This window comes from Thermomonas sp. (assembly GCF_041919455.1).
In the GTDB taxonomy this organism is placed as follows: Bacteria; Pseudomonadota; Gammaproteobacteria; order Xanthomonadales; family Xanthomonadaceae; genus Thermomonas.
Window position 1 is genome coordinate 1 of the sequence record NZ_JAYRTQ010000031.1, and the last position, 22,916, is coordinate 22,916.

18 protein-coding genes, 1 pseudogene and 1 riboswitch are annotated in these 22,916 nt (G+C 66.9%); of the genes and pseudogenes, 8 read left to right on the forward strand and 11 right to left on the reverse strand.

Features of this window, described 5'->3' with window-relative positions:
• Window positions 1–149 precede the first annotated feature (149 nt).
• The gene (locus ACE3T8_RS14125) at window positions 150–1,658 is read left to right on the forward strand and encodes a PA2928 family protein (protein ID WP_374609986.1); all 1,509 of its coding nucleotides are present in this window, start codon (window positions 150–152) and stop codon (window positions 1,656–1,658) included.
• Between the two features lie 84 nt (window positions 1,659–1,742).
• On the opposite strand, the gene ACE3T8_RS14130 is transcribed toward ACE3T8_RS14125, so the two are convergent.
• The gene (locus tag ACE3T8_RS14130) at window positions 1,743–4,691 is read right to left on the reverse strand and encodes a TonB-dependent receptor plug domain-containing protein (RefSeq protein ID WP_374610014.1); all 2,949 of its coding nucleotides are present in this window, start codon (window positions 4,689–4,691) and stop codon (window positions 1,743–1,745) included.
• 74 nt (window positions 4,692–4,765) lie between these two features.
• Window positions 4,766–7,699 carry an aminomethyl-transferring glycine dehydrogenase gene (gcvP, locus tag ACE3T8_RS14135; RefSeq protein WP_374609988.1) on the reverse strand — a complete coding sequence of 978 codons (2,934 nt, stop codon included), beginning with the start codon at window positions 7,697–7,699 and terminating at the stop codon, window positions 4,766–4,768.
• A gap of 111 nt (window positions 7,700–7,810) precedes the next feature.
• A riboswitch (glycine riboswitch) is annotated at window positions 7,811–7,939 on the reverse strand.
• A 152-nt stretch (window positions 7,940–8,091) separates the two neighbouring features.
• On the opposite strand from gcvP, the gene ACE3T8_RS14140 reads away from it, so the two are divergent.
• A complete protein-coding gene (locus ACE3T8_RS14140) occupies window positions 8,092–9,339 on the forward strand; it encodes a multidrug effflux MFS transporter (protein ID WP_374609990.1) in 1,248 nt (415 codons plus the stop codon).
• Here ACE3T8_RS14140 and ACE3T8_RS14145 read toward each other — a convergent pair.
• The 9 genes from ACE3T8_RS14145 to ACE3T8_RS14185 all read right to left on the reverse strand — a co-directional run bounded on the left by ACE3T8_RS14145 (window position 9,326) and on the right by ACE3T8_RS14185 (window position 17,600).
• On the reverse strand, window positions 9,326–10,639 hold the full coding sequence (locus ACE3T8_RS14145) for an amino acid permease (RefSeq protein WP_374609992.1): 1,314 nt from the start codon (window positions 10,637–10,639) through the stop codon (window positions 9,326–9,328). The genes ACE3T8_RS14140 and ACE3T8_RS14145 overlap by 14 nt on opposite strands.
• A 30-nt stretch (window positions 10,640–10,669) precedes the next feature.
• A complete protein-coding gene (locus tag ACE3T8_RS14150) occupies window positions 10,670–11,758 on the reverse strand; it encodes an aromatic ring-hydroxylating dioxygenase subunit alpha (protein WP_374609993.1) in 1,089 nt (362 codons plus the stop codon).
• 94 nt (window positions 11,759–11,852) lie between these two features.
• Window positions 11,853–12,164, reverse strand: coding sequence for a carboxypeptidase-like regulatory domain-containing protein (locus ACE3T8_RS14155; RefSeq protein WP_374609995.1), 312 nt, complete (start codon window positions 12,162–12,164; stop codon window positions 11,853–11,855).
• 148 nt (window positions 12,165–12,312) lie between these two features.
• Complete coding sequence (locus tag ACE3T8_RS14160; RefSeq protein ID WP_374609997.1) at window positions 12,313–14,307, reverse strand: M2 family metallopeptidase; 1,995 nt, start codon at window positions 14,305–14,307, stop codon at window positions 12,313–12,315.
• Window positions 14,308–14,483: 176 nt separating this feature from the next.
• Entirely contained in the window at window positions 14,484–14,975 is a 492-nt protein-coding gene (locus tag ACE3T8_RS14165) for a hypothetical protein (protein ID WP_374609998.1), read from the reverse strand.
• A gap of 83 nt (window positions 14,976–15,058) precedes the next feature.
• The gene (minE, locus tag ACE3T8_RS14170) at window positions 15,059–15,319 is read right to left on the reverse strand and encodes a cell division topological specificity factor MinE (RefSeq protein WP_187551585.1); all 261 of its coding nucleotides are present in this window, start codon (window positions 15,317–15,319) and stop codon (window positions 15,059–15,061) included.
• Window positions 15,320–15,322: 3 nt separating this feature from the next.
• Entirely contained in the window at window positions 15,323–16,135 is an 813-nt protein-coding gene (gene minD / locus ACE3T8_RS14175) for a septum site-determining protein MinD (RefSeq protein ID WP_187551586.1), read from the reverse strand.
• A 98-nt stretch (window positions 16,136–16,233) separates the two neighbouring features.
• Window positions 16,234–17,004, reverse strand: coding sequence for a septum site-determining protein MinC (minC, locus tag ACE3T8_RS14180; RefSeq protein WP_374610000.1), 771 nt, complete (start codon window positions 17,002–17,004; stop codon window positions 16,234–16,236).
• A complete protein-coding gene (locus ACE3T8_RS14185) occupies window positions 17,001–17,600 on the reverse strand; it encodes a GNAT family N-acetyltransferase (RefSeq protein ID WP_374610002.1) in 600 nt (199 codons plus the stop codon). Before ACE3T8_RS14185 ends, minC begins: the two co-directional genes overlap by 4 nt.
• A gap of 133 nt (window positions 17,601–17,733) precedes the next feature.
• Here ACE3T8_RS14185 and ACE3T8_RS14190 point away from each other — a divergent pair, with 133 nt between their 5' ends.
• From ACE3T8_RS14190 to ACE3T8_RS14215, 6 genes and pseudogenes are all read left to right on the forward strand, one after another.
• Window positions 17,734–18,936 carry a sensor histidine kinase gene (locus ACE3T8_RS14190; protein WP_374610004.1) on the forward strand — a complete coding sequence of 401 codons (1,203 nt, stop codon included), beginning with the start codon at window positions 17,734–17,736 and terminating at the stop codon, window positions 18,934–18,936.
• Entirely contained in the window at window positions 18,933–19,604 is a 672-nt protein-coding gene (locus ACE3T8_RS14195; RefSeq protein ID WP_374610006.1) for a response regulator, read from the forward strand. The genes ACE3T8_RS14190 and ACE3T8_RS14195 overlap by 4 nt, the downstream gene beginning before the upstream one ends.
• A gap of 81 nt (window positions 19,605–19,685) precedes the next feature.
• A pseudogene (locus tag ACE3T8_RS14200) lies at window positions 19,686–19,754 on the forward strand (DNA-binding response regulator); the annotation flags it as partial.
• Window positions 19,755–20,078: 324 nt separating this feature from the next.
• Window positions 20,079–21,146, forward strand: coding sequence for a polyketide cyclase (locus ACE3T8_RS14205; RefSeq protein WP_374610008.1), 1,068 nt, complete (start codon window positions 20,079–20,081; stop codon window positions 21,144–21,146).
• A 96-nt stretch (window positions 21,147–21,242) separates the two neighbouring features.
• On the forward strand, window positions 21,243–21,626 hold the full coding sequence (locus ACE3T8_RS14210; RefSeq protein ID WP_374610010.1) for a DUF423 domain-containing protein: 384 nt from the start codon (window positions 21,243–21,245) through the stop codon (window positions 21,624–21,626).
• 104 nt (window positions 21,627–21,730) lie between these two features.
• Complete coding sequence (locus ACE3T8_RS14215) at window positions 21,731–22,777, forward strand: TraB/GumN family protein (protein ID WP_374610012.1); 1,047 nt, start codon at window positions 21,731–21,733, stop codon at window positions 22,775–22,777.
• The last annotated feature ends 139 nt before the right edge of the window (window positions 22,778–22,916 follow it).

Consider the following 22,916-nt stretch of genomic DNA (forward strand, 5'->3'; position numbering starts at 1 on the left):
ACAACAAGATCAAGGTCATCAAGCGAATGGCCTACGGCTTCCGCGACGACGCCTACTTCTTCCTGAAGATCCGGGCCGCCTTCCCCGGACTTGGGTGAAGAACCGAAAATTCGCGGACAGCGCGTGTTCCCCGATGGGTCGGGTCGGGCATGGGGCACGTCATGGATGCGGGTTGGAGCCTGAAGATCGCGGCGTGCCTGTTGGCCGTCCTGTTGTCGGCCTGCAGCCACAGCGACTTCGACCCGCCGGAACGCAGCGGTCCGATCGGCCTGGTCGATACCGGCAGTGGCAAGCAGGCCTGGTTGGCGACCATCCAGGAAGAGCAGCGCTCCCGGCATGTGGGTCGCGGCAGCCGCCGGTCGGGTAGCTGGATCACCGAGCATTACTACCACCTGCGCCTTCAGGGCCACGATCCCGCCAGCGCGCAGCGCCTGTGGTTGAAAGAGCTGAAGGTGCTGCGCGACAAGGAGGGCGGGAGGAATGCGGAGGTCCGCATCCTCGGCCAGCAGGGCGACGTCGTCTGGGTGTGGGTGCACGACCAGGTGTTGGCGCTGTCCGCGCGCGATGGCTCGCTGGTGGCGGATCGGTCCACCCTCGAACAGGCGAATCCGGATCTCAAGGGCCTGGTCCCGGCCGAGTTGAAGTTCCATACCTTCATCGGCGCGTTGGTGATCACCCTGGCCGATGCGCGGCGCATGCGCATCGACGTCCCCGGCTTTCGCGCCACGCCGTACCAGGTCGCCGACGAGCGGCAATTCAGCTACGCCGTCAGCCTGGGCACCACGTGGAATGGTGGTTACGAGACGCGCGATTTCGGGGTGCGCCACGGCCGCTTCGGCAGCGACTGGATCGGCCTGCTCAGCGAGCGCGAGGCGCGCGACGCGGAGGACGACACGTCCGGCGACCACTACGCCGATTCCGCCGACATCGATGACGAGGGCGAACTGGCCAGGCGCACGTTCTGGCGGGTGGCAGGCACGGCCTGGAGCGACGACTTCCTGGTCTACGGCGGCCGCAAGGGCGTGCAGGGTTACTGCGAGGACAGGGCGGAAAGCACCGCGCGCGACGACGACAGCAACGCCTTCCTGCGCGCCGCCGCGGACGGCAACCTGGACGACTACAGCAACGGCGCGCGCGCCACCGCACCTGCGACCCATCGGCAGCGCATCCGCGAGTGCGTGGAGACCTTCGATGCGGACAAGTTCAAGCGGATCACCAGGCTGGCACCCGTCGCCGGTTCAGGTGCATGGTTGCAGGGTCGCCTGCTCAAGGCAGAGGCGGATCCCGGCGCGCCGCAGTGGACGCAGCGCGGCATGCGCGTGAAGCCGGCGGTGCGCGCGCCGCTGCGGCTGAGCGGCCCGGATGGCGTGCTGGTGCTGCATCGCACGCGCATGGATGCGCAGGGCAGGCTGGCGTTGTCTCGCGTGGATGGCACCTTTGCGCGCACCCTGTGGACAGCGGTATTGCCATACGACGCCCTGACCAACCGTTGGCACACCGGCTCGCACCTGCTGCTCAACGGCAACTGGAGCGAGATACGCGAGGGCGTCACCACGCGCCACGAAGCATTGCTCTCGCTGAACCTCGCGGATGGCCGCTGGCAGGCGTGGGACATCGGTGGCGATGCCATGCTGGCGCATGCAAAGGCAGGCGACTGAATCCGGTTGCATCACCGTTGCCCGCACGCAGGAAGGCCCCGCATCGCGGGGCCTTCCTGTTTCAGGCGGTGCCACCGGTTGCGATCACCAGAAGCTGTATTCCAGCAGCAGGGTGTAGGCGCGGCCGCGCGGATCGGCGATGCGCGGTTCCCATGCGGCGCCGGCCGCGAAGTCGTTCTTGTGCGCGGTGAACGGCGGGTCCTTGTCGGTCAGGTTCTTGATGCCAAAGCTGACTTTCACCTTGTCGATGCCGGTCCAGGTCAGGTTGTAGTTGTAGGTGGTATAGCCGTTGACCCGCGGCTTCCAGCCAGCCGGGATGTAGCTGCCATTGGCCACGCTCGTTGGTGGCTCATCGTAGTAACCATCGCGGTGCAGCTGGCTGAGGTTGTGCGACCAGTCGCCGCGGGTGTAGCCGAAATTCAGGGTGTGCTTCCAGCGGATTGGCAGACTGAAATATTGCACGTACTTTCCGACCAGATTGTCGGTGTAGGGCAGCGATTCCAGCGGTTTGGTCTTGAACAGCGTGATCAGGCTGCCGTTGAGGTTGATGTTCCAGCGACCGCCGGCCACTTCGCCGTTGAGGTTGGCGTCGAGTTCCACGCCGCGCATCAGGCTGCCGCCGGAATTGATGAAGCGGCGATCAATCGCGGTGACCTCGCCAGAGGCGTCACGAATCCAGTTGCCCTGGAACAGATCGTAGTACTGAACCAGAATGTCGCGGGGCGCGGCGCGGATGGTGTTCAATCGCTCGATTTCCCACCAGTCAAGCGCGATGTTGAATTGCGACATTGGCGAGTACACCAGGCCGAAGCTCTTCTGCTCCGACTCTTCTGGTGCGAGATTGGAGTTACCGCCAAACAGCTCGACAGGACGATCGAGCGGTTCGCACCCAGGCACAGAGGGATTGGCGATACCGCTTGGGCAACTCGCGGGATCCGGTACGTTGCCGGTGAACTGGATTTCGCTGATGCCATTGAACAACTGATTGAAGTTCGGCACCTTGAAACCGGTGCTGTAGGCGCCGCGGAACAGCAGCGACTCGAACGGCTGGTACTTGAACGAGACCTTCGGGTTGGTGGTGCCGCCGAAGCCGCTGTAGTCATCGTGGCGGCCGGCCAGGTTGATGTCGAAATTCTTGAACACCGGCAACTGGAATTCGAGGTAAACCGCCTTGATGTCGCGGCTGACATCGCTCAGCGCATTGGCATCGTCGAAGGGGGCGTTGAATACCGCGCGCTTGTCGGCGCGCTGGTCGCCGGCGAAGCGGAATTCCTCGCGGCGCAGGTCGATGCCGGCCGCCATCGCGATGTTGCCGCCGGGCAGGCGGAAAAAGCCGAGGTCGCCGGTGATGGAAGCGTCGAACGAGGTCACTAGCGATTCGCCACCATAAAGTTTCACGCCGGCTGCGGATGCGGCGTCCAGCGCAGCCATCGCCTCCGCCGACTGTTCCTGGCCTGCCGGCAGGAACGGATTGAGCAGGCCGCTGCCGAGGACTTGCTTGAACGCGTCTGTGTAGTGGAAGCCTGTGCCAAGAATGGATTCAGACTTGCTGGAGCCGTGGGTGAGAGCCAGGTCGTAGCTCCAACTACCGAGCAGTCCGCCGATGCCGGCGACGAAGCGGTAGGAATCGGTAGTGGTCTCGATCTCGCGCGGACCGCAGGCCATACAGCGCCAGCGATAGGTGATCGGTGTGCCCCGCGGGGCTAGCTGACCCGCACCGAAGTAGGCGGCGAGTGCGTCGTACACCCCGTCGTAAGTGGTCTGGGTGATCGCATTACGCGGATACCAGGTAGTCGGGCCTAGTGCAGTGGCTGCGGTGGAAGTGCTGGACGTGATCTGGTTCGGCTCGAAGCTCTTGGACACCTCCACCTTGGAGGCGGTCAGCTCGACGTAGGCCTCGTGTGCGGCGCTCACGCGGAATGTCGCGCGGCCGATGAAGTCCACGCTGTCCTGCGGCTGGATGATCACCGCCGCCGCCGGATAGTCCCAGGAACAGGCATAGCGCGATGCCGGGTAGCCCCACATTTTGTAGTCCAGAGGTCCCATGTTCTCGCCATACGATTCGCACCCTGCGGCACCTGGCAGCCCGAGGATGTTCATGCGGGTTTGCCTTGGGCCGCCGGCAGGATCGTTCAAACCAGCGCCGATCAAACTGCCGGTGTTGTTCACTACGGTCGCAAACGGAGAGCCATGGGTATCCGGCGATAGCCCGCGATCTGCCTGGAAGGCGTTGGAGAAATCACGGTCATGCCCGCGCAGGATGGTGTTGCGCTTCACGCTGACCGTGCCGAACGCGTTCCAGCCGTCCTTTTCCAGGTCGCCGGTGCCGAACAGGAGGCTGCCGCGCTGGATGTTGCCGCCACCGGCCTCGGTGTAGTCGACGAAGGCCGAGACCTGCGCGCCCTGGAAGTCGCGCCGGGTGATGAAGTTGATCACGCCGCCGATGGCGTCGGTGCCGTAGATCGCCGATGCACCATCGCGCAGCACTTCGACGCGTTCGATCGCGGCGAACGGGATCGCATTCAAGTCGACTGCGCGGCCCTTGAGGCCATGCGTCGCCACGCGGCGCCCGTTCAACAGCACCAGCGTCGCGTCGGCGCCCTGGCCGCGCAGGTTGGCGCCGGACACGCCGTTGTTGCCGCGCTGGTCCTCGTGGACGATGCCGGCGTTGCTGGACAGGTTGTCGGAGCCGTTGCCGGCGACGTTGAGCTGCATCAGCAATTGTTCTGCTGAGGTGATGCCGGCCGCGTCGATCTGCTCCTTGGTGAAGGAGGTGATCGGCATCGCGTCTTCCACGTCCGCGCGCTTGATGCGCGAACCGGTGGCGGTGACCTGGTCGAGCGTCTTCATCGCCTGCGTGGAGGTCGACGGACTCGCCTCCTGCGCGTGGACGGCGACGGGGGCGGCCAGCGCCACCAGCAGGGCGGCGCAAAGACGATGGACAACGGGCGTGGCGTTGGCAGGCATGCAGGATTCCCCGGTTGGCGTTGCGAACCGGCGACCCTGTCTTCTTGTGTGCCAGTGGCGTCCCATCCCCGGGACGGCACGCAGGGTCACCGCGTCACCGGACTGTAACGTCTCCGGTGCGCGGTGTCTGCCATCGCGGCTCAGACCGCGAGCGGCTCGCTGAACGCTTCGGGTTCGTCCTTGAAGTCGCCGATCGGGATGCAACTGCAGAACACGTTCTTGTCGCCATGGACGTTGTCCACGCGCGCGACCGGCGGCCAGTACTTCTGCTGCTTGAGCGTGGCCAGCGGGAACACCGCCAGCTCGCGGCTGTAAACGTGCGTCCATTCCGCGGCGGCGGCCTGGGTCGCGGTATGCGGCGCGTGCTTGAGCGGGTTGTCCTCGCGGTCCAGCTCGCCGCGCTCGACCATGCGGATCTCTTCGCGGATCTGGATCATCGCGTCGATGAAGCGGTCGAGCTCGTGCAGGGATTCGCTCTCGGTCGGCTCGACCATCAGCGTGCCGGCGACCGGGAAGCTCAGCGTCGGCGCGTGGAAGCCGAAGTCGATCAGGCGCTTGGCCACGTCCTCGGCGCTGATCCCGGTGGCGTCCTTGATCGGTCGCAGGTCGAGGATGCATTCGTGCGCCACCAGCCCGTTACGGCCGGTGTACAGCGTGGGGTAGTGCGCGGCCAGCCGCGTGGCCAGGTAGTTGGCATTGAGCATCGCGACCTGGGTCGCCTTGCGCAGGCCGTCGGCGCCCATCATCGCGATGTACATCCAGCTGATCGGCAGGATGCTGGCGCTGCCGTAGGTGGCGGCACTGACCAGCGCGCCGTTGCCGACGCCCTCGGTGCGGAAGCCGTCGGCCTGCACCGGCTTGGGCAGGAACGGCGCAAGGTGCGCCTTCACCGCGCACGGGCCCACGCCGGGACCGCCGCCGCCATGCGGGATGCAGAACGTCTTGTGCAGGTTGAGGTGGGACACGTCCGAACCCCACTTGCCGGGCTTGGCCACGCCGACCAGCGCATTCATGTTGGCGCCATCGGTGTACACCTGCCCGCCGTGGGCATGGATGATGTCGCAGATCTCGACCACGTCCTCCTCGAACACGCCATGGGTGGACGGGTAGGTCATCATGATCGCGGCGAGGTTGGCCGAATGCTTCTCCGCGGCGCGGCGGATGTCCTCGACATCGACGTTGCCGTTCGCATCGCACTTGGTCACGACCACTTTCATGCCGCACATCTGCGCCGATGCGGGGTTGGTGCCGTGCGCGGATTCCGGGATCAGGCAGATGTCGCGATGCGCCTCGTTGCGCGACGCGTGGTACGCGCGGATCGCCAGCAGGCCCGCGTATTCGCCCTGCGCGCCGGAGTTCGGTTGCAGGCTGACCGCGTCGTAGCCGGTGCATTCCACCAGCATCGCTTCCAGCCCGTCGATCAGATCCGCGTAACCCGCGGTCTGCGCGGCCGGCGCCAGCGGATGGAGGTTGCCGAATTCGGGCCAGGTGACCGGGATCATTTCCGCCGTCGCGTTGAGCTTCATCGTGCAGCTGCCCAGCGGGATCATGGTGCGATCCATCGCCAGGTCCTTGTCGGCGAGCGAGCGCATGTAGCGCAGCATCTCGTGCTCGCTGTGGTGGCTGTTGAACACCGGGTGGGTGAGGAACTTCGACGTGCGCGCGAGTTCCGCCGGGATCAGCGACGGCGCGGATGCATCGAGCGCATCGATCGAGGGCAGGGCGGCATCGTCGGTCGAGAAAATGCGCCACAGCAGTTCGAGGTCGGCGCGGGTGGTGGTTTCGTCCAGCGAAATGCACAGCGAGCCGTTGCCACGTGTGCGCAGGTTGGCGCGATGCGAGCGGGCGCGTTCGGCGATCGCAGCGTTGCGTTCGCCGGCATCGATGCACAACGTGTCGAACGCGGTCGCATGCACGGTGGCGTGGCCGAGTTCGCGCAGGCCCGCGGCCAGGATCGCGGTCAGCCGCGCGACGCGCGAGGCGATGCGGGCCAGGCCGTCCGGGCCGTGGTAGACCGCGTACATCGAGGCCATCACCGCCAGCAGCACTTGCGCGGTGCAGATGTTCGACGTGGCCTTCTCGCGACGGATGTGCTGCTCGCGGGTCTGCAGGGTCAGGCGATACGCGGGCTTGCCTTCGGCGTCGATGGAGACGCCGATCAGGCGGCCCGGCATCGAGCGCTTGTACGCATCGCGGCAGGCCATGAATGCGGCATGCGGACCACCGAACCCGAACGGCACGCCGAAGCGCTGGGTATTGCCGACGACGATGTCGGCGCCCATCTCGCCCGGCGGCTTGAGCAGCGCCAGCGCGAGCAGGTCGGTGGCGACCACGAACAGCGCATGGTGCGAATGGATCATGTCGGCATCGCGATCCCATTCCGCGATCCAGCCGCTCGACGCCGGGTATTGCACCAGCACGCCGAAGTAATCGCCGGCGGCGAGCTTCTGGTGGAAGGCATCGGTCGAACGCACGATCTCGACGACGAGGCCCAGCGGCTCGGCGCGGGACTGCAGCAGCTCGATCGTTTGCGGATGCGTATCGCCGGCGACCAGGAAGGTGTTCGACTTCGATTTCGCCGAACGCTTGGCCAGGGTCATCGCCTCGGCGGCGGCGGTGGCTTCATCGAGCAGCGAGGCATTGGCGATCTCCATGCCGGTCAGGTCGGCGCACATCTGCTGGAAGTTGATCAGCGCTTCCATGCGGCCCTGCGAGATTTCCGCCTGGTAGGGCGTGTACGCGGTGTACCAGGCCGGGTTCTCCAGGATGTTGCGCAGGATGACGTTCGGCGTGTGCGTGCCGTAATAGCCCTGGCCGATGAAGCTGCGGAACACCTGGTTCTTGGTGGCGATGGCGCGGATCTTCGCCAGCGCCTCGACCTCGGTCAGGCTGCCCGGCAAGGCCAGTGGCGCGGTCGACTTGATCGATGCCGGCACGATGGCATCGGTCAGCGCCTCCAGCGAGTCGTGGCCAACCACCCGCAGCATCGCCGCGACCTCGGCGTCGTTGGGGCCGATGTGGCGTTCGATGAAGGCGTCGTGGTGCTCGAGCGAGCGAAGCGAGGGCTGGGTCATGGCGAGGGACTCGGGCAGATGGCGGAGAGGGTGGAGGTCAATCCCTGCCCATGCGCTTGCAGGCGCATGGGCGCTCGCAGGCTCGCAGCTGGCGCTGCTCGAAAGCCCTGCTCGCCCCGCTCTGTCCTTTCGCCTGAGAGTTTGAACCGGCGCGGCCCGGGGAGGGAGGCGACGCAGGTCTTGCCCCTTCGGCGCCGGCCACGCATCGTCGATGCTGCCGATCTCTCCAGAGTGTGGTCACACGGCGGTCTCTGGCCTGAGCGATTCCGGGCGGTTGCGCCTTCGGCAGCGCGGCAGGCCGCAAGGCCCACGCGCTTCTCCCACCGTGCGGCGCAAGTATACAACCGCGGCGGCTTGACCGGTCCGCGACGGCGGCTGCGTAGGATGCAACGATGACCGAGCCCGTGCGTCCCTCCAATTGTCGGCTGGCCCTGATCCTCGGCGGGCTGGCGATGTTCGGGCCGTTCTCGATCGACACCATCTTCCCGGCCTTCCCGCAGATCGGCGAGCAGTTGGGTGCGGACAAGGTGGGGATGCAGCAGACCATCAGCGTCTACCTGCTGGCCTACGCGGCGATGAGCCTGGTGCACGGCCCGTTGTCGGATGCGCTTGGCCGGCGGCCGGTGATCCTTGCGGGGCTGGTGGTGTTCACGATTGCCTCGGTGGGCTGCGCGCTGTCGACCTCGCTGCCGATGCTGCTGTGGTTCCGCGCGCTGCAGGGGTTCAGCGCAGGCGTCGGCCTGATCGTCGGGCGCGCGGTGATCCGCGATGTCCTGCATGGCCACGATGCGCAGCGGCTGATGAGCCAGGTCTCGATGATCTTCGGCATCGCGCCGGCAGTGGCGCCGATCATTGGTGGCTGGCTGCTGGGCTGGCAGCGCTGGCCGGGCATCTTCTGGTTCCTTGCGGCCTTCGCGATCGGGCTCATCGCCGTGGTCTGGCGCGGCTTGCCGGAAACCCATCCGGCGGAGGCGCGGCTGCCACTGGAGGCCCGGCCCTTGTTGCGCGGCTACGCGGTGATCCTGCGGCGGCCACGCTTCCTGCGCCTGACGCTGGCGGGAGCGCTGAATTTCGGCGCGCTGTTCCTGTACATCGCGTCCGCGCCGGCCTTCGTGCTCGACATGCTCCGCTTGGGCGAACGCGACTTCGGCTGGTTCTTCATCCCCATGATCACCGGCATGATGCTCGGCGCATTCGTGTCCGGGCGCGCGGCGGGGCGGATCGACGGCCAGCGCCTGGCCAACATCGGCTTCGCCTGCTGCGGCGTCGCCAGCCTGGCCAACATCGGCTACAACCTGCTGGTGGTCGACCACGCCCTGCCATGGGCAGTGTTGCCGATCAGCCTCAACGCATTCGGCATCGCGCTGGTGTTCCCGATCGTGACCCTGGCGATCCTGGACATGTATCCGCACCAGCGCGGCAGCGCGTCGTCGCTGCAGGCCTTCGTCGGCTTGTTGTTGAACGTCGTGATTGCCGGCGTGTTGTCGCCGATGCTCAGCCACGGCGGCTTGTCGCTGGCACTTGGCGCGGCATTCTTCACCATCGCCGGCTGGCTGTTCTGGCGCTGGGAAAACCTGGCGACGCGGCGCACGCTGCGGGTGCCCAAGTCGCCCGCGGGCATGGAGCCTACCGAGCTTTGAACCGGCGCATCCACAGGTACACGGGCACCCCTGCCAGCAGCAGCACCACGCCCCAGGCCAGCGCCTCGCTGCCGGCGCCGCTCAAGGCATACAGGCTGTAGACCAAGGCCAGTGTGGCGACGATGCGTCCGCCGTGTCCCGCGCCGCTGCGCAACCAGGCCGCGCTGCTGGCGGCGTAGGGCAGCAGGATGGCCGAGGTCGAAATCAGCAGGATGAAGGTGAACAACTCGACCAGCGAACGGCTGTAGCTGGCGATCACCAGCACCGTGGCCAGCACGCTGCCGACCAGGATGCCGAACGTCGGCGTGCCGTTGCGGTCGCGCCGTGCGAAGCGTTGCGGGAACAGGCCGTCAGCCGCTGCCGCCAGCGAGACCTGGCCGCAGACCATCATCCAGCCGTTGATTGCGCCGAAGGTGGAGACTGCGGCGAGCGCCGCGATGGCGATCGCCGCGCCCGGCCCCCACACGCGGCTGGCGGCTTCCGCCATCGGTGCGCCGGACTCCTTCAGCACGTCGGTGGGCACCAGGCCGATCACCACCGTGCAAGCCAGGATGGTGGCGATGCCGGCCAGCAGGGTGCCGAGCAGGGTGGCGCGCGGGATGGTGCGCTCGGGATCGCGGATCGCGCCTGCAGGCACGGTGGCGACTTCGAGTCCGCACAGCGCCCACATGGTGAGGATCACCGTGGTGTTGGCGACCGTCGGCAGCGACTGCCCGCTGGGGTTGAAGGGCACGTAGTTGCCGGCATCGACGAACCACAGCGCGACGATGCCGAACAGCAGCAAGGGCAGCAGCTTCAATGCGGTCACCACCACCTGCAAGCGCCCGGCCTGGCGCAGTCCGACCACGTTGACGGTCGTGCAGATCCACAGGGCGACCAGTGCGCAGGACGCGGCGCGCACCGGTGTCGCGGTCAGCGCAGGGAAGATCGCGCCAATGCTGCCGGCGAAGGCCACCGCGATCGCGGCCATGCCCGACCAGATCGAGATCCAGTAACTCCATGCGATGCCGAAGCCGGCAACATCGCCGAACGAGCGACGCACGTAGGCATAGGGCCCGCCCGTGCAGGGCCAGTGCACCGCCAGCTTGGCGAAGGTCGCTGCCAGCAGCAGTGCGCCGCACAACGCGATGGCCCAGCCGACCAGGCTTGCGGCGCCGTAGGGCGCGAGTGCTGCGGGCAGCAGGAACACGCCGCTGCCGATCATGCTGCCGACGACCAATGCGGTGGCCATCCACAGGCCGAGCGGTCGGCCTTCTGCTTCGTTCCCCGGGTTGATGTTGGTCGCTTGCGACTCGGACATGCGTGGTTCCCGGTTGGCGTGTGGTGGCGATCAGGCGTCGGTGGGCGATGCGTGCCGATAGGCCGCGCGGAGCATCTCATGGAAATGGTGCACGCCCGATTCGCGCAACGGATTCAGGCGACCCGGCACGTAACTGCCGGAGGCGAAGCCGCGCTGCACGTCCTCGCAGATGCCCAGGTCCTCATGCTGCACTTCGTCGCTGAAGGACAGGTCGGCATCGCGCTTCGCCTTGCCGGCGTCGCTGTCGTCGGGCGCGTAGTAGCTGTCGAACAGCACACGGCAGCGGTCAACGCCGAGCGGGATCACCGTGTTGGTCTGCATGCGCCCCGGCAGGATGTTGAGCATCGTGTTCGGCCATAACCAGTAGTACAGCGCGTCGCCATTGCCGTACAGCGAGGCATCACTTTCCAGCGGGCTCCACTGCAGCGAATGCCAGCGCTCCAGCTCGGTGCGGTAGCTGCGGTAGTCGAGCAATCGGTTGAGGCCCGGGTGCACGTGCGGGACGTGGTAGCCCTCCAGATAATTGTCGACGTACACCTTCCAGTTGCAGGCGATGTCGTAACTGGCGCGATGGTGGTTGCCGTAGTGTTCCAGACCGCGATCGCCGCCGAGGCGCGCATCGATGCCGGCGACGAAGGCGTCGAAGTCGGGCGCGCGTGCGGCATTCACGGCAGCGAACACCAGGCCCTGCCAGACCCGCACTGCGAGTTGCGGCAGGCGGATGTCGGCGACATCGAAGGCCTCCACGCCGTTCATCTCGGGTGCCGCGCGCAACTGGCCTTCCAGGGTGTAGGTCCAGCCGTGGTAGCGGCAACGCAGGGACTTCGCGGCCAATCCGTCGCATTGCGCGATCGGCCCGGCGCGATGCCGGCAGACACTGTGGAATACCCGGATCACCCCATCCGCGCCGCGTACCGCGAGGATCGGCAAGCCGGCGAGGTCGGCGATGACGTGGTCGCCGCTGCCGCGCAACTGCGAGACATGCGCGACCAGTTGCCAGGCGGCATCGAAGATCGACGCGCGGTCGCGCGCTGCCATCGCGGCATCGACGTAGTAGTGCGCCGGCAATGCGGTGGCGGTGGCGAGGTCTTGCGGGGCGAGTTCGGCGGGCTGGTCCATCGGCGCAGTATCACCCCGCGGGACGCTCGAACAGAAGGGCGGGATCCACCGCTGGCCAGCAGGCCGCGAGTGGATCCGGTGCGGCATCCGCGATCTATTCCGCTTCCATGACCCGTGCCGTGCTGCCCACGCGCACGGTGACGGATTGGGCAGGATCGATCGAGCCGTCCTTGTGCATGCGAACGACCATGTAGTTGCCCGTCGGCACGCGGCGGATCTGGTACTCGCCATCCTTGTCGATCTTCAGCTCGCGCCTGAATCCGGTATCGACGCCCGTGATGGTCACGGTATCGCCAGCGGCGGCCTCGCTGGCGATGTTGCCGCCGCTGGATTGGGCCTGGGCCGCGAAGGGAAGGGAACTGGCCAGGAACAAAGTGGCGAAAGCGAGCTTGGCGATGCGCGGCATGGAGAGGCAGGGTGGCGTGGAAGTAACCCGGAAATTGCATGAAGGCCGGGTTGCCGGGCAAGTGACTTTCGGCATGCAGGCGTACGCGCTTTCCCATGAGCAAGAAGGCCGGCATCGTGCCGGCCTTCACGTCGCAATGCGGTCGCTTTCACGCGGGCGTGGTGGCGACCGTCGCCGCTGCGGCACCCCCGGACGGATTCCAGCCGCAGGCGCTGCCTGCGTTCTGCTGCTTCAGCCAACCCTGCAGCGGCGCGAAGTACTCGAGCACGGCGCTGGCATCCATCTTCTCGCCGCCGGTGATTTCCTTCATGGTTTTCGGCCACGGCTGGCTCGCGCCCTTGGAGAGCATCGCCCAGTATTTCTCGCCGGCGGCCTTGCTGCCGTAGAAACTGCATTCGTACAGCGGGCCCTTGTGGCCGGCCGTATCGCACAGCGCCTTGTAGAACTGGAACTGCAGCACGTGCGACAGGAAATAGCGCGTATACGGCGTATTGCCGGGCACGTGGTATTTCGCGCCGGCATCGAAGAACTCCTCGCCGCGCGCGGTGACCGGGGCCACGCCCTGGTACTTCGCCTTCAGCTCCCACCATGCCTTGTTGTAGGCGTCGGGCTTGATCGAGCCATCGAACACGCCCCAGCGCCAGCGATCGATCATCAGGCCGAACGGCAGGAACGACACCTTGGCCAGCGCCATCCGCATCTGCGCGTTGACCAGCGCTTCCTGGCTCTGCTGCTGTTCGCCGACCAGACCAACCGAGGCCAGGTACTTCGGCGTCATCGCCAGCACGATGGTGTCGCCGATCGCCTCGTGGAAGCCATCGTGCGCGCCGGCCTGGAATACCGGCGGCTGGCTGTTGTAGGCCAGGTCGTAATAGATGTGGCCGAGCTCGTGGTAGATCGTGGTGAGTTCTTCCTCGTTCGGCTTGATGCACATCTTGGTGCGCACGTCGCCGGCCATGTTCATGTCCCAGGCGCTTGCATGGCAGACCACGTCGCGATCGAGCGGCTGGATGAATTGCGATTTCTCCCAATAGCTGTCCGGCAGCTTGGGCATGCCCAGCGACACGTAGAAATCCTGCGCACGCACGGTCATCGCCTTGGCGGTGGCGAGCTCGGCGGCGCGCTGCGCCGTGAACGTGCTTTCGGCCTCGCTGGCACCCGGGTTGCCGGGCTTGTCGAGTTCGAGCGCCAGGTTGTCCTGGGCGAGCTTCTGCAACGCCGAGTTCACGTCCAGGCTCCCGGCGCCCGGATATGGCTGCATGAGGTCCCAGAGGTTGCCCCAGTCCTGCTGCCAGAGGTTGCCCATCAGGTGCGCCGGCAGCATCCCGCCGGCGACCTGTCCCTTGTCCTTGCCGTAGGTGGCGTCGAGCTTGCCGCGCGCGTAGCAATGCAGTTGCTCGTACAACGGCTTGACCTGGTCCCACAAGCGGTCGCTTTCGGCGGCGAGTTCGGCGGGGCTCATGTCGTAGCCGGAGCGCCACATCTCGCCGGCGTCGGCGAACCCCATCTCCTTCGCGCCGGTATTCACCAGTTCGGCGAAACGGATGTAATCCTTGCGCATCGGCTGGCTGATCGTGTGCCAGCCCTGCCACGCCTCCAGTTGCGCGTCGTAGTCGCGATTTTTCGCCAACACCTCGCTCAACTGGCCGATGTCGCGGCAGTTCGTCGCCTCGCCGGCGCCGGTGCAGTACTTGCCGGCGCCGTAGGTGCCTTCCATGCGGGTGGCGATCCGGGTGAGTTCCTGCAGCAGCGCGGGATCCTTGGGCGCCGGCATCGCGGTCATCAGCTTGATCAGCTTGATCGCGCGCGCGGTCTCCGGTGAGAGTTGCTGTCCCTCGAAGCGCCTGGCCTGTGCGATCCAGGCATTGAGCTGGGTCAGCCAGCGCTCGTTCGCCTTTGCCGCCAGCATTTCGCTGTCGCCGTTGATGTAGGTATTCGACAGCCATTGCGCCGAATTCAGTTCGGCGCTGATCGCGCGGAACTCGATGTTGACCCGGGCCACGAATTCGTCGGCGGTTTCGCCCGCGGGTGCAGCCGCAGGCGCACCCGGTGCCGCGCTGGGCGGCGTGGGTTCGCGCTTGCAGCCGGTGATGGCGAGTGAGCCGGCGACGGCAAGGGCAAGCAGGGCGATGCGTGGCTTCACGGGGCGTTCCTCGGCGGCGCTGGCGCGCTGGAGGGGCAAGGCTAGACCGCGCTTGCTGGCCGCCGCAAGTGAAGTGCCCGGGTACTCGCAGTGTGCTTCCCGACTCGGCAAGCGCGGGTCGGCAACCCCGCTTGGACTCGAAATGCCCTGCGCAGGGTTGCCCACCCCGCGCTTGCCTACTCGCGACGTGTCAGCAGCAGCTCGCGGCTTTCGCTGATGAGCCCGTGCGCCTGCAACCACGCCCATGCGTCTTCGGCATCGCCGTCGACGTAGGCACGCGCGGAACCCAGCCGGAACGTGTAACCCCACGCGTCCATGTCGGCGAGCACGCGGTCGCGGCCCACGCCGGGCAGGGCATCGCCCAGCAATCCCTGCAGCACGCAAACCGCGTCTTCCTCGGGAATCGAGTCGGTGGCGTCGGTGTGCACCGCGGCACGGCGATCCGGCGGCAGCACGATCAGGTGGCCGGCTTCGTGCAGCAGCGAATGCACGGGGGTGTCGCCGCGTGCGTAGACGGTGTGCCCGATGATCCCGGCCTCGCGCTCGCCCCAGTAGCTGCCGGGGATCGGCGCGCCGTCGGCGACGCGCTGCAACGACAATCCGAAGCGATGCAGCAGGGCGGCTGCATCGTCGAAAGCAATGTCGGCGAGGGTGAGGACCTCTGTCATTCCGGGCGTCACGAAGAACCTGCTTTGAGCGGAGCCGATGAAGAAGCAGGTCCTTCGCCGCGCCCGGGACGACGGCAGGGCCGTCAGGCGCTTGCGCGTGCGTCCGGCAGCGATACCGAGATGTCGAGCACGTCGTGGTCGCCGTCCTTGACCACGTCGACCTTGACCGCGTCGACATCCACGTTCACGTACTTGCGGATCACTTCCAGGATCTCGCGGCGCATCAGCGGCAGGTAATCCGGCGCGCCCTGCGAGCTGCGTTCCTGCGCGATGATGATCTGCAGGCGGTTCTTCGCGGTGATCGCGGTGGTTTTCTTGGGCTTGAGGAAATCGAAGATCGACATGCGTCAGCCCCCGAACAACTTGCTGAAGAAGCCCTTCTTCTCCAGCTGGGTGAAGCGCATCGGGCGCTGTTCGCCGAGCAGGCGCGCGACCGCGTCGTCGTAGGCCTGGCCGGCGTTGGACTCGGCATCCATGATCACCGGCTCGCCCTTGTTGGACGCATTCAGCACGTCGCCGGATTCCGGCACCACGCCGATCGTCTTCAGACCCAGCACTTCCTCGACGTCGGTGATCGACAGCATCTCGCCGTTCTCGACGCGCTGCGGGCTGTAGCGGGTGAGCAGCAGGTAGGCGGTGACTTCGCCTTCGCCGGTCTCGGCGCGGCGGGTCTTGCTGGCCAGCAGGCCCAGGATGCGGTCGGAGTCGCGCACCGACGACACTTCCGGGTTCACCACCACCACCGCCTTGTCGGCGAAGTACATCGCCAGGAACGCACCCTTCTCGATGCCGGCGGGCGAGTCGCAGACGATGTAGTCGAAGCCGTCGTCGGCCAGGTCCTTGAGCACCTTCTCCACGCCTTCCTTGGTCAGCGCGTCCTTGTCGCGGGTCTGCGACGCGGCCAGCACGAACAGGCTGTCGTAGCGCTTGTCCTTGATCAGGGCCTGCTTGAGCGACGCCTCGCCGTGGACGACGTTGACGAAGTCGTACACCACGCGGCGCTCGCAGCCCATGATCAGGTCGAGGTTGCGCAGGCCGACGTCGAAGTCGATGACCGCGACCTTCTTGCCGCGGCGGGCGATGCCGGTGGCGATGCTGGCGCTGCTGGTGGTCTTGCCCACTCCGCCCTTGCCCGAGGTGACTACGATGATTTCCGCCAAGTTGGCTTTCTCCGGTTTCTTGCCGTCATTCCCGCGGGGGCGGTCATGCAGCTCTTGTTTTGTGAAACCGGGCAAGCCCGGCCTGTTTCTCGCAGCAATCAGTCGAGTGCCGCGAGCTTGAGTTGTCCCTTTTCCAGCCAGACCTGCACGGGCTTGCCGCGCAACTCCGCCGGGATGTCTTCCAGCACCTTGTAGTGCCCGGCCACCGCGACCAGCTCCGCGTGGAACTCGCGGCAGAAGATGCGGGCCTCTTCGTTGCCCTGCGCGCCGGCAAGCGCGCGGCCGCGCAAGGCGCCGTAGATGTGGATCGAGCCGTCGGCGATCGCCTCTGCGCCGGTACCGACCGCGCTCAGCACGGTGAGGTCGCGGTTCTCGGCATACACCTGCTGGCCGGAGCGGACCGGCGTGGTCTGCATCAGGCCGGGGCCGGCGGAGGTCGCCTGTTTCGTGGCTGCAGGCGCGGATGGAGTCTTTGCCGGAGCCGGCTCGACGGCCGCCGGAGCGGTTGTCGGCACCTGTGTCGTGGCCGGTTCGTACTGCGCGCGAAACTTGGCCAGCAAGGGCAGGCCGAGTTGCTGCGACAGCGCCTCGATTTCCCTGGTGCCATAGGCCAGCGCGACCGGCAGCACGCCAGCGTCGCGCAAGCCATCGACCAGCGTGCGGGCTTCATCGACTGCAGGCACCTGGCTCAAGCCGCCGAAATCCAGCACGACCGCGGCGCGCGCGAACATGTTGGGCGCGCGCTGCACGCGCTCGCGCATTTCCGCGGCCAGTTGCGCCACGTCCAGCGTGCGCACGCGCAGGTTGGCGATGCCGACCTGGCCGAACTTCAACTCGCCTGCCTGGGCGTAATCGACCACCGCGCTCACGCGCCGGTTCCGGTCGGACGCGGCGGCTGCGCCATCGCACGCGGCTGCTGCAGCCACGGTTCGTCGGGCAGGGCGTCGCCGTAGGTGTCGCGCACCCAGGCATAGCTGCACAGGCCCTTCATCAGCATCGCCGCGCGGATGTCGTGGCCGGCCATCACGTGCTGGCCGACTTCGCGGAAGCCGAAGCTGCCGTGGAACAGCAAGGCGTGGTCGTTGCCCTGCTGCAGGAAGACTTCGCAGGCCAGCTGCGGGTAGCGCAATTCGGCGTAGCTCTGCGCATCGGCATACAGCGCGCGGCCCACGCCGCCGCCACGGCGACGGCTGGCCACGGCGACGCGGTCGATGTAGAAGAAATCCGGATGGTGTGCGCCGAACCAGGCGAAGTTGCTGCTGTCGTGTTGCGCCTGCGCGCCGAAGCCGATCAGGAACCCCGCCATTGCGCCGTCGCGCTCGGCCACGCGGAAGTATTCGGCGCGGTCGAACAGATGGCGAAGCCTGGCGGCATCGAGGGGGAGGATCGCAGGGCCCGCGGCGTTGTTGAGGGCGAGGACGGAATCCAGCTCGTGCTCGCGCACGTCGCGGATGGCGATCGACATTCCTTGGCTCCGGATCGGGTTGCAGCGGGTGACCAGCAGGTGCCGGCATCGGCCCGAATTATCGCATGGGCCGCCAGTCGCGGCCATGACCTTCGGTGCACGCACGCAGCGGGGCGAGGCGGTATAAGAGCGCATGCTCGCCCGAATCTCGCACACCCGCCTGCTGCGTTACGCCGGCCTGTTCACCTGGGCGATGGTCGGCCTGCCGCTGGTCTACTCGTGGGTCGGGCCACTGCTGGGCACGGCCGGCGACGAGGAACTCGCGCTGCGCCCGATGCCGTGGCAGGGCTGGATCGCCTACTTTGCGTTCGGGCTGAGTTATGCATGGCTGACCCGAGGCCTGGGCAGCCGTGCCCGCACTGTCGGCGACTACATCCTGCTGGTGCTGCTGACCCTGGCCGCGTTGGCGGTGAGCTACTTCAACGGCTCGGGCTTGGGAAGTGTCCTGCTGATGGTGGCCGCCTGCGTGCTGCCCTGGCTGCTGCCGCTGCCACTGGGCGCGGCCTGGTTGCTGGCCAGCCAGCTGGCGGTGGCCCCGGTGTTCATCCGCTGGCTGGGGTTCCCGCCGCTGGAAGCGTTCATGCAATCGGTGCTCTATGCCGGCTTTTCCGGATTCGTCTTCATCACCAGCCTTGTGGCGCTGCAGCAAATGCAGGCACGTGAGGACCAGCGTCGCCTGAACGCGGAATTGCGCGCCACCCGCGCGCTGCTGGCCGACAGTGCCCGGGTCAACGAACGCACGCGCATCTCGCGCGAGCTGCATGACTTGCTCGGCCACCATCTGACCGCGCTCAGTCTCAACCTGGAAGTCGCCAGCCACATCACCGAGGGCCAGGCGCAGGAGCATGTGCGCCAGGCGCAGACCCTGGCCAAGCTGCTGCTCACCGACGTGCGCGAGGCGGTCAGCCAACTGCGCGAGAGCGGGGCGATCGACCTCGGTGCCGCGCTGCGCCCGCTGGCCGAGAATGTCCCGAAGCTCGCCATCGAGATGGATATCGAGCAACCCTTGACGGTGGACGATCCCGAGCGTGCGCACATCCTGCTGCGGTGCGCGCAGGAGGCGATCACCAACGTGGTTCGCCATGCCGGCGCCAGCCGCCTGTGGCTGAGTGCCCGACGCGACGGTCCCGACGTGATCCTGCAGGTGCGGGACGATGGCCGCGGCAGCGACCAGGTCCAGCCGGGCAATGGCCTGCGTGGCCTGCAGGAACGCCTGCGCCAGCAGGACGGCCGGCTGGAGATCGCCACCCGCCGCGGCCACGGGTTCCAACTCACCATGACCTTGCCGGTGGCGCCGAATGCGGCGACTGGCTTGCCCCAAGGAGTCGCTGCATGACCCATCCTGCCCCGAGCAATGCCGCCCCGATCCGTGTCTTCCTGGTCGACGACCAGACCCTGGTGCGCCAGGGCATCCGTTCCCTGCTGGCCCTGGCGGAGGGCATCGAGGTGGTGGCCGAGGCCGCCGACGGTCGCCAGGCGGTGGAACAGATCCCGCAGGTCGGGCCGAACGTGGTGCTGATGGACATGCGGATGCCGGTGATGTCCGGCCTGGAGGCCCTGCAGGCGATGAGCCGCTCCGGCACCCTGCCGCCCACGATCATCCTGACCACCTTCGACGACGATGCGCTGGTGCTGGCCGGGATCAAGGCCGGGGCCAAGGGCTACCTGCTCAAGGATGTCTCGCTGGAGCAATTGGTCAGCGCCATCCAGGCGGTGGCGGCGGGCGGGTCGCTGGTGCAGCCGGCGGTCACCCAGCGCCTGCTGTCCGGGCTGGAACACATGCGCAACGAGTTCGTCAGCCTGGATCGCCCGGATCCGCTCACCGACCGCGAGACCGAGATCCTGCGGCTGATGGCTAGCGGCTTCTCCAACAAGGAGATCGCCAATTCGCTGGGTGTCGCCGAGGGCACCATCAAGAACCACGTGTCCAACATCCTGTCCAAGCTCGGCGTTCGTGACCGTACACGCGCGGTACTGAAGGCCTTCGAGCTGCAACTGGTCTGATACAGGATGCCCGGCCCGGTGCAGCGCACCGGGCGCTCACGGCCGCGCGCGCCGATGGCGCGCAAGCTGCGGCCCTTCGCCCTGTCCAAGCTCGGCGTGCGCGACCGCACCCGCGCGGTGCTCAAGGCGTTCGAGTTGCAACTGGTCTGATCGACAGGATGCCCGGCCCGGTGCAGCGCACCGGGCGCTCACGGCCGTTCGCGCCGGCGGCGCGAAAGCCACGGCCGCTCGCCCTGTCCAAGCTCGGCGTTCGTGACCGTACACGCGCGGTACTGAAGGCCTTCGAGCTGCAACTGGTCTGATCGACAGGATGTCCGGCCTGGTGCAGCGAGCCGGGGCTGGCGGCTGCGCGTGTGAAGGGTGCAGGCAGTCGCGTTTCCGGGCTGCCAGCGCTCGCCCACTCCCGCAACGGTTTGATACGATGGCGAGTCTGCGCGGCTGCATGCCGCGAGCGGCCTTCCCGGAGAGACCTGAATGACCCGTTTGCTCGAGATCCTGATTTCCCTCGCGATCGTGGCGGGGCTGTTCCTGGTGGTGGCGCTGGTGCTGCCGTCCTCGCGCCACCTGGTCGAGAAGGTCGAGACCAACCGCAAGCTCACCATCGCATTCGACAGCCTGAACAGCCTGCGCCGCTTCAAGGACTGGAACCCGCTGGTGCTGCGCGACCCGCGCGTGCAGATGACCCTGTCCGGCCCGGACAGCGGCGTCGGCGCCCGCCTCGACTACGTGTCGAAGGAAGAAGGCCTGGGCAAGGGTTCCTGGGAAATCACCGAGAGCGTGTCGCGCGAGAAGGTCAGCTTCAAGATCGATAACGAAGAGCGCGGCACCAACAAGCGCACCTCCTTCAGCTTCAAGCCGACCGGCCGCAACAACCGCAACGTCGAGATCACCCAGAGCTACAGCGTCGACTACGGTTGGAACCTGCTCGGCCGCTACGCCGGCATGTACGTCAGCCGCCACATCGGCGACGACATGAAGCTGGGCCTCTCGCGCATCGTCGGCATGCTGGCAGCGGTGCCGAACGTCGATTACGCCGTGTCCGGCAGCAAGATGACCGGCCTGAAGGTCGCCGACCGCCCGGTCGAGGACCTGCTGTTCGTCAATGCCGGCAACGTCGAGCGCGGCAACTCGCAGATCCAGGCCTCGATCACCGCCAATGCCGAGTGGCTGAAGCGGGTGATGGAGGCCAACGGCCTGGAAGCCGTGGGCCCGCTGCGCATCATCAGCACCGAACTCGGCCGCGAAACCTACAACTTCGACGTGGCCCAGGCCGTGCGCAAGAAGGACGGCAGCGCGGTCGGCAAGCCGAGCCTGCAGGGTCCGGTTCAGCACGTGCAGAACCCGGCTGCCAAGGTCGCCACCGCGGCCTACACCGGTTACATGGCCGAACTCGACAACGTCCGCAACGCGCTGCGCGCCTGGGCACTGACCAATGGCCACGAAGTGGTCGATCGTCCGTACGAGAGTTACAAGGCGGGCGTGGCCGAGGCCTTCACCGAGAATGGTCAGTTCGACGTCTACTGGACGCTGAAGACCAAGTGATCCGCGCGGTCCGATCGGACCCCGGACGTTGCACCCGTCGACGCCGCGAATTGTCGCGGCGTTCGCATTTCCGGGATTGGCAGCAAGGGAGGCAGGATGTCCGGCGACGCTGATCCACGGCTTCCGTTGCAGGTCCGCGCACGGCGGTGGCTCGGCGCCGTCGGCAGCACGCTGGCGGGCCTGGCGGTGGCATTGGCGGCCTACGCCGCGCATGCTGCCGACGGTGAAGCGCAGGCACGCCTCGCGCAGGCCGCAGCCTTCGCCTTCGGTCATGGCCTGGCATTGGCCGCGCTCGCGCCACTGGCGCAACGACGCAGCGGGTTGGTCGCACTGCTGGCGATCTTGCTGGGCGTGCTGCTGTTTTCCGGCAGTGTTGCGGGAGCGGCGCTGTGGGGCCTGCCGACCACGTTGGCACCGTTCGGCGGGATGTTGATGATCGGCGGCTGGTTGCTGCATGGCCTGGACCGCTGGCGCGGTTGAGCCCTGGTGCGGTGACGCATGCCGATTCAGGTGGCGGTTGAACTTCGGGATGCGACGCCAGTCACACTGCGCCACCACGCGCAACGCGCCATGACGGGGATGACATGCGGAAGACGATGCTGGCGACGACGATCCTGATGGCGGCGCTGGCTGCGCCGGTGCATGCGCAAGTCGCCGAGGCGCCAGCGGATACGCCCGCCATCCCGCAGCAGGCGACGGTCGGTGCCGACGGCATCCGCACCGAGGCGACGGTGATCGTCGACGGCACGCAACCGGGGCCCGGCCTCTGGCTGGTGCGCAAGGGCGGCAACGACCTGTGGATCCTAGGCACGCTCAACCCGCTGCCGGCGCGCATGCAGTGGCAGTCGAAGCAGGTCGAGCAGGTCATCGCCAATGCGCAGGAAGTGATCCGCACGCCGTATGTGTCGATGAAGGTCGATACCGGCTGGTTCAAGGGACTCATGCTGCTCCCGTCGATGCTCGGCGCCCGCAAGAACCCGGATGGCAAGCGCCTGCAGGAGGTGGTTTCACCGCAGTCCTACGCGCGCTGGAAGACGCTGAAGGCGCGCTACATCGGCAACGATGGCGGGGTCGAGAAGTGGCGCCCGCTGTTTGCCGCGCAGGAGCTGTATCAGGAGGCGATGAAGAAGTCCGGACTGGACAACTCGAAGTCGGTCTGGCCCGTCATCAACAAGGCGATCGAGACCCATCACCCGAACGTGACGGTGGTGAAGGAGGAGATCGTGGTCAAGGATCCGAAGCCGTTGCTGAAGGAATGGTCGAAGACCACGCTCGACGACCTCGCCTGCTTCGACAACACGATGACCCGCATCGAGACCGATCTCGACGCCATGCGCGCGCGCGCGAACGCGTGGGCCACCGGCGACATGGCGGCATTGCAGTCGCTGCCGCCTGCCTACCAGTGGGAAGCATGCAGCAGCGCGATTACCGAAGCCGGCATCGGCAGGCGGCTCGGCTTCGGCGATGCCAACCAGAAGGTGCGCGCCAAGTGGATGGCCGCCGCCGAGGCCGCGCTCGACAAGAATTCGGTGACCTTCGCCACCGTCGACATGAAGGACCTGCTCGGCGCGAACGGCTTCCTGGCCAAGCTCAAGGCCAAGGGCTACACGGTGCTGGCGCCGGACGAGTGAGCCGGCGGCGCTTGTAGGAGCAACTGTCTTGAGCCTAAGCGGCTAGCGTTCTCCATTCGGAGCCATCGCGAAGCATGGCGTTGAGCCGGATCAGGAGCACCCGCATGCACGCCACGAGTGCGACCTTGGCGCACTTCCC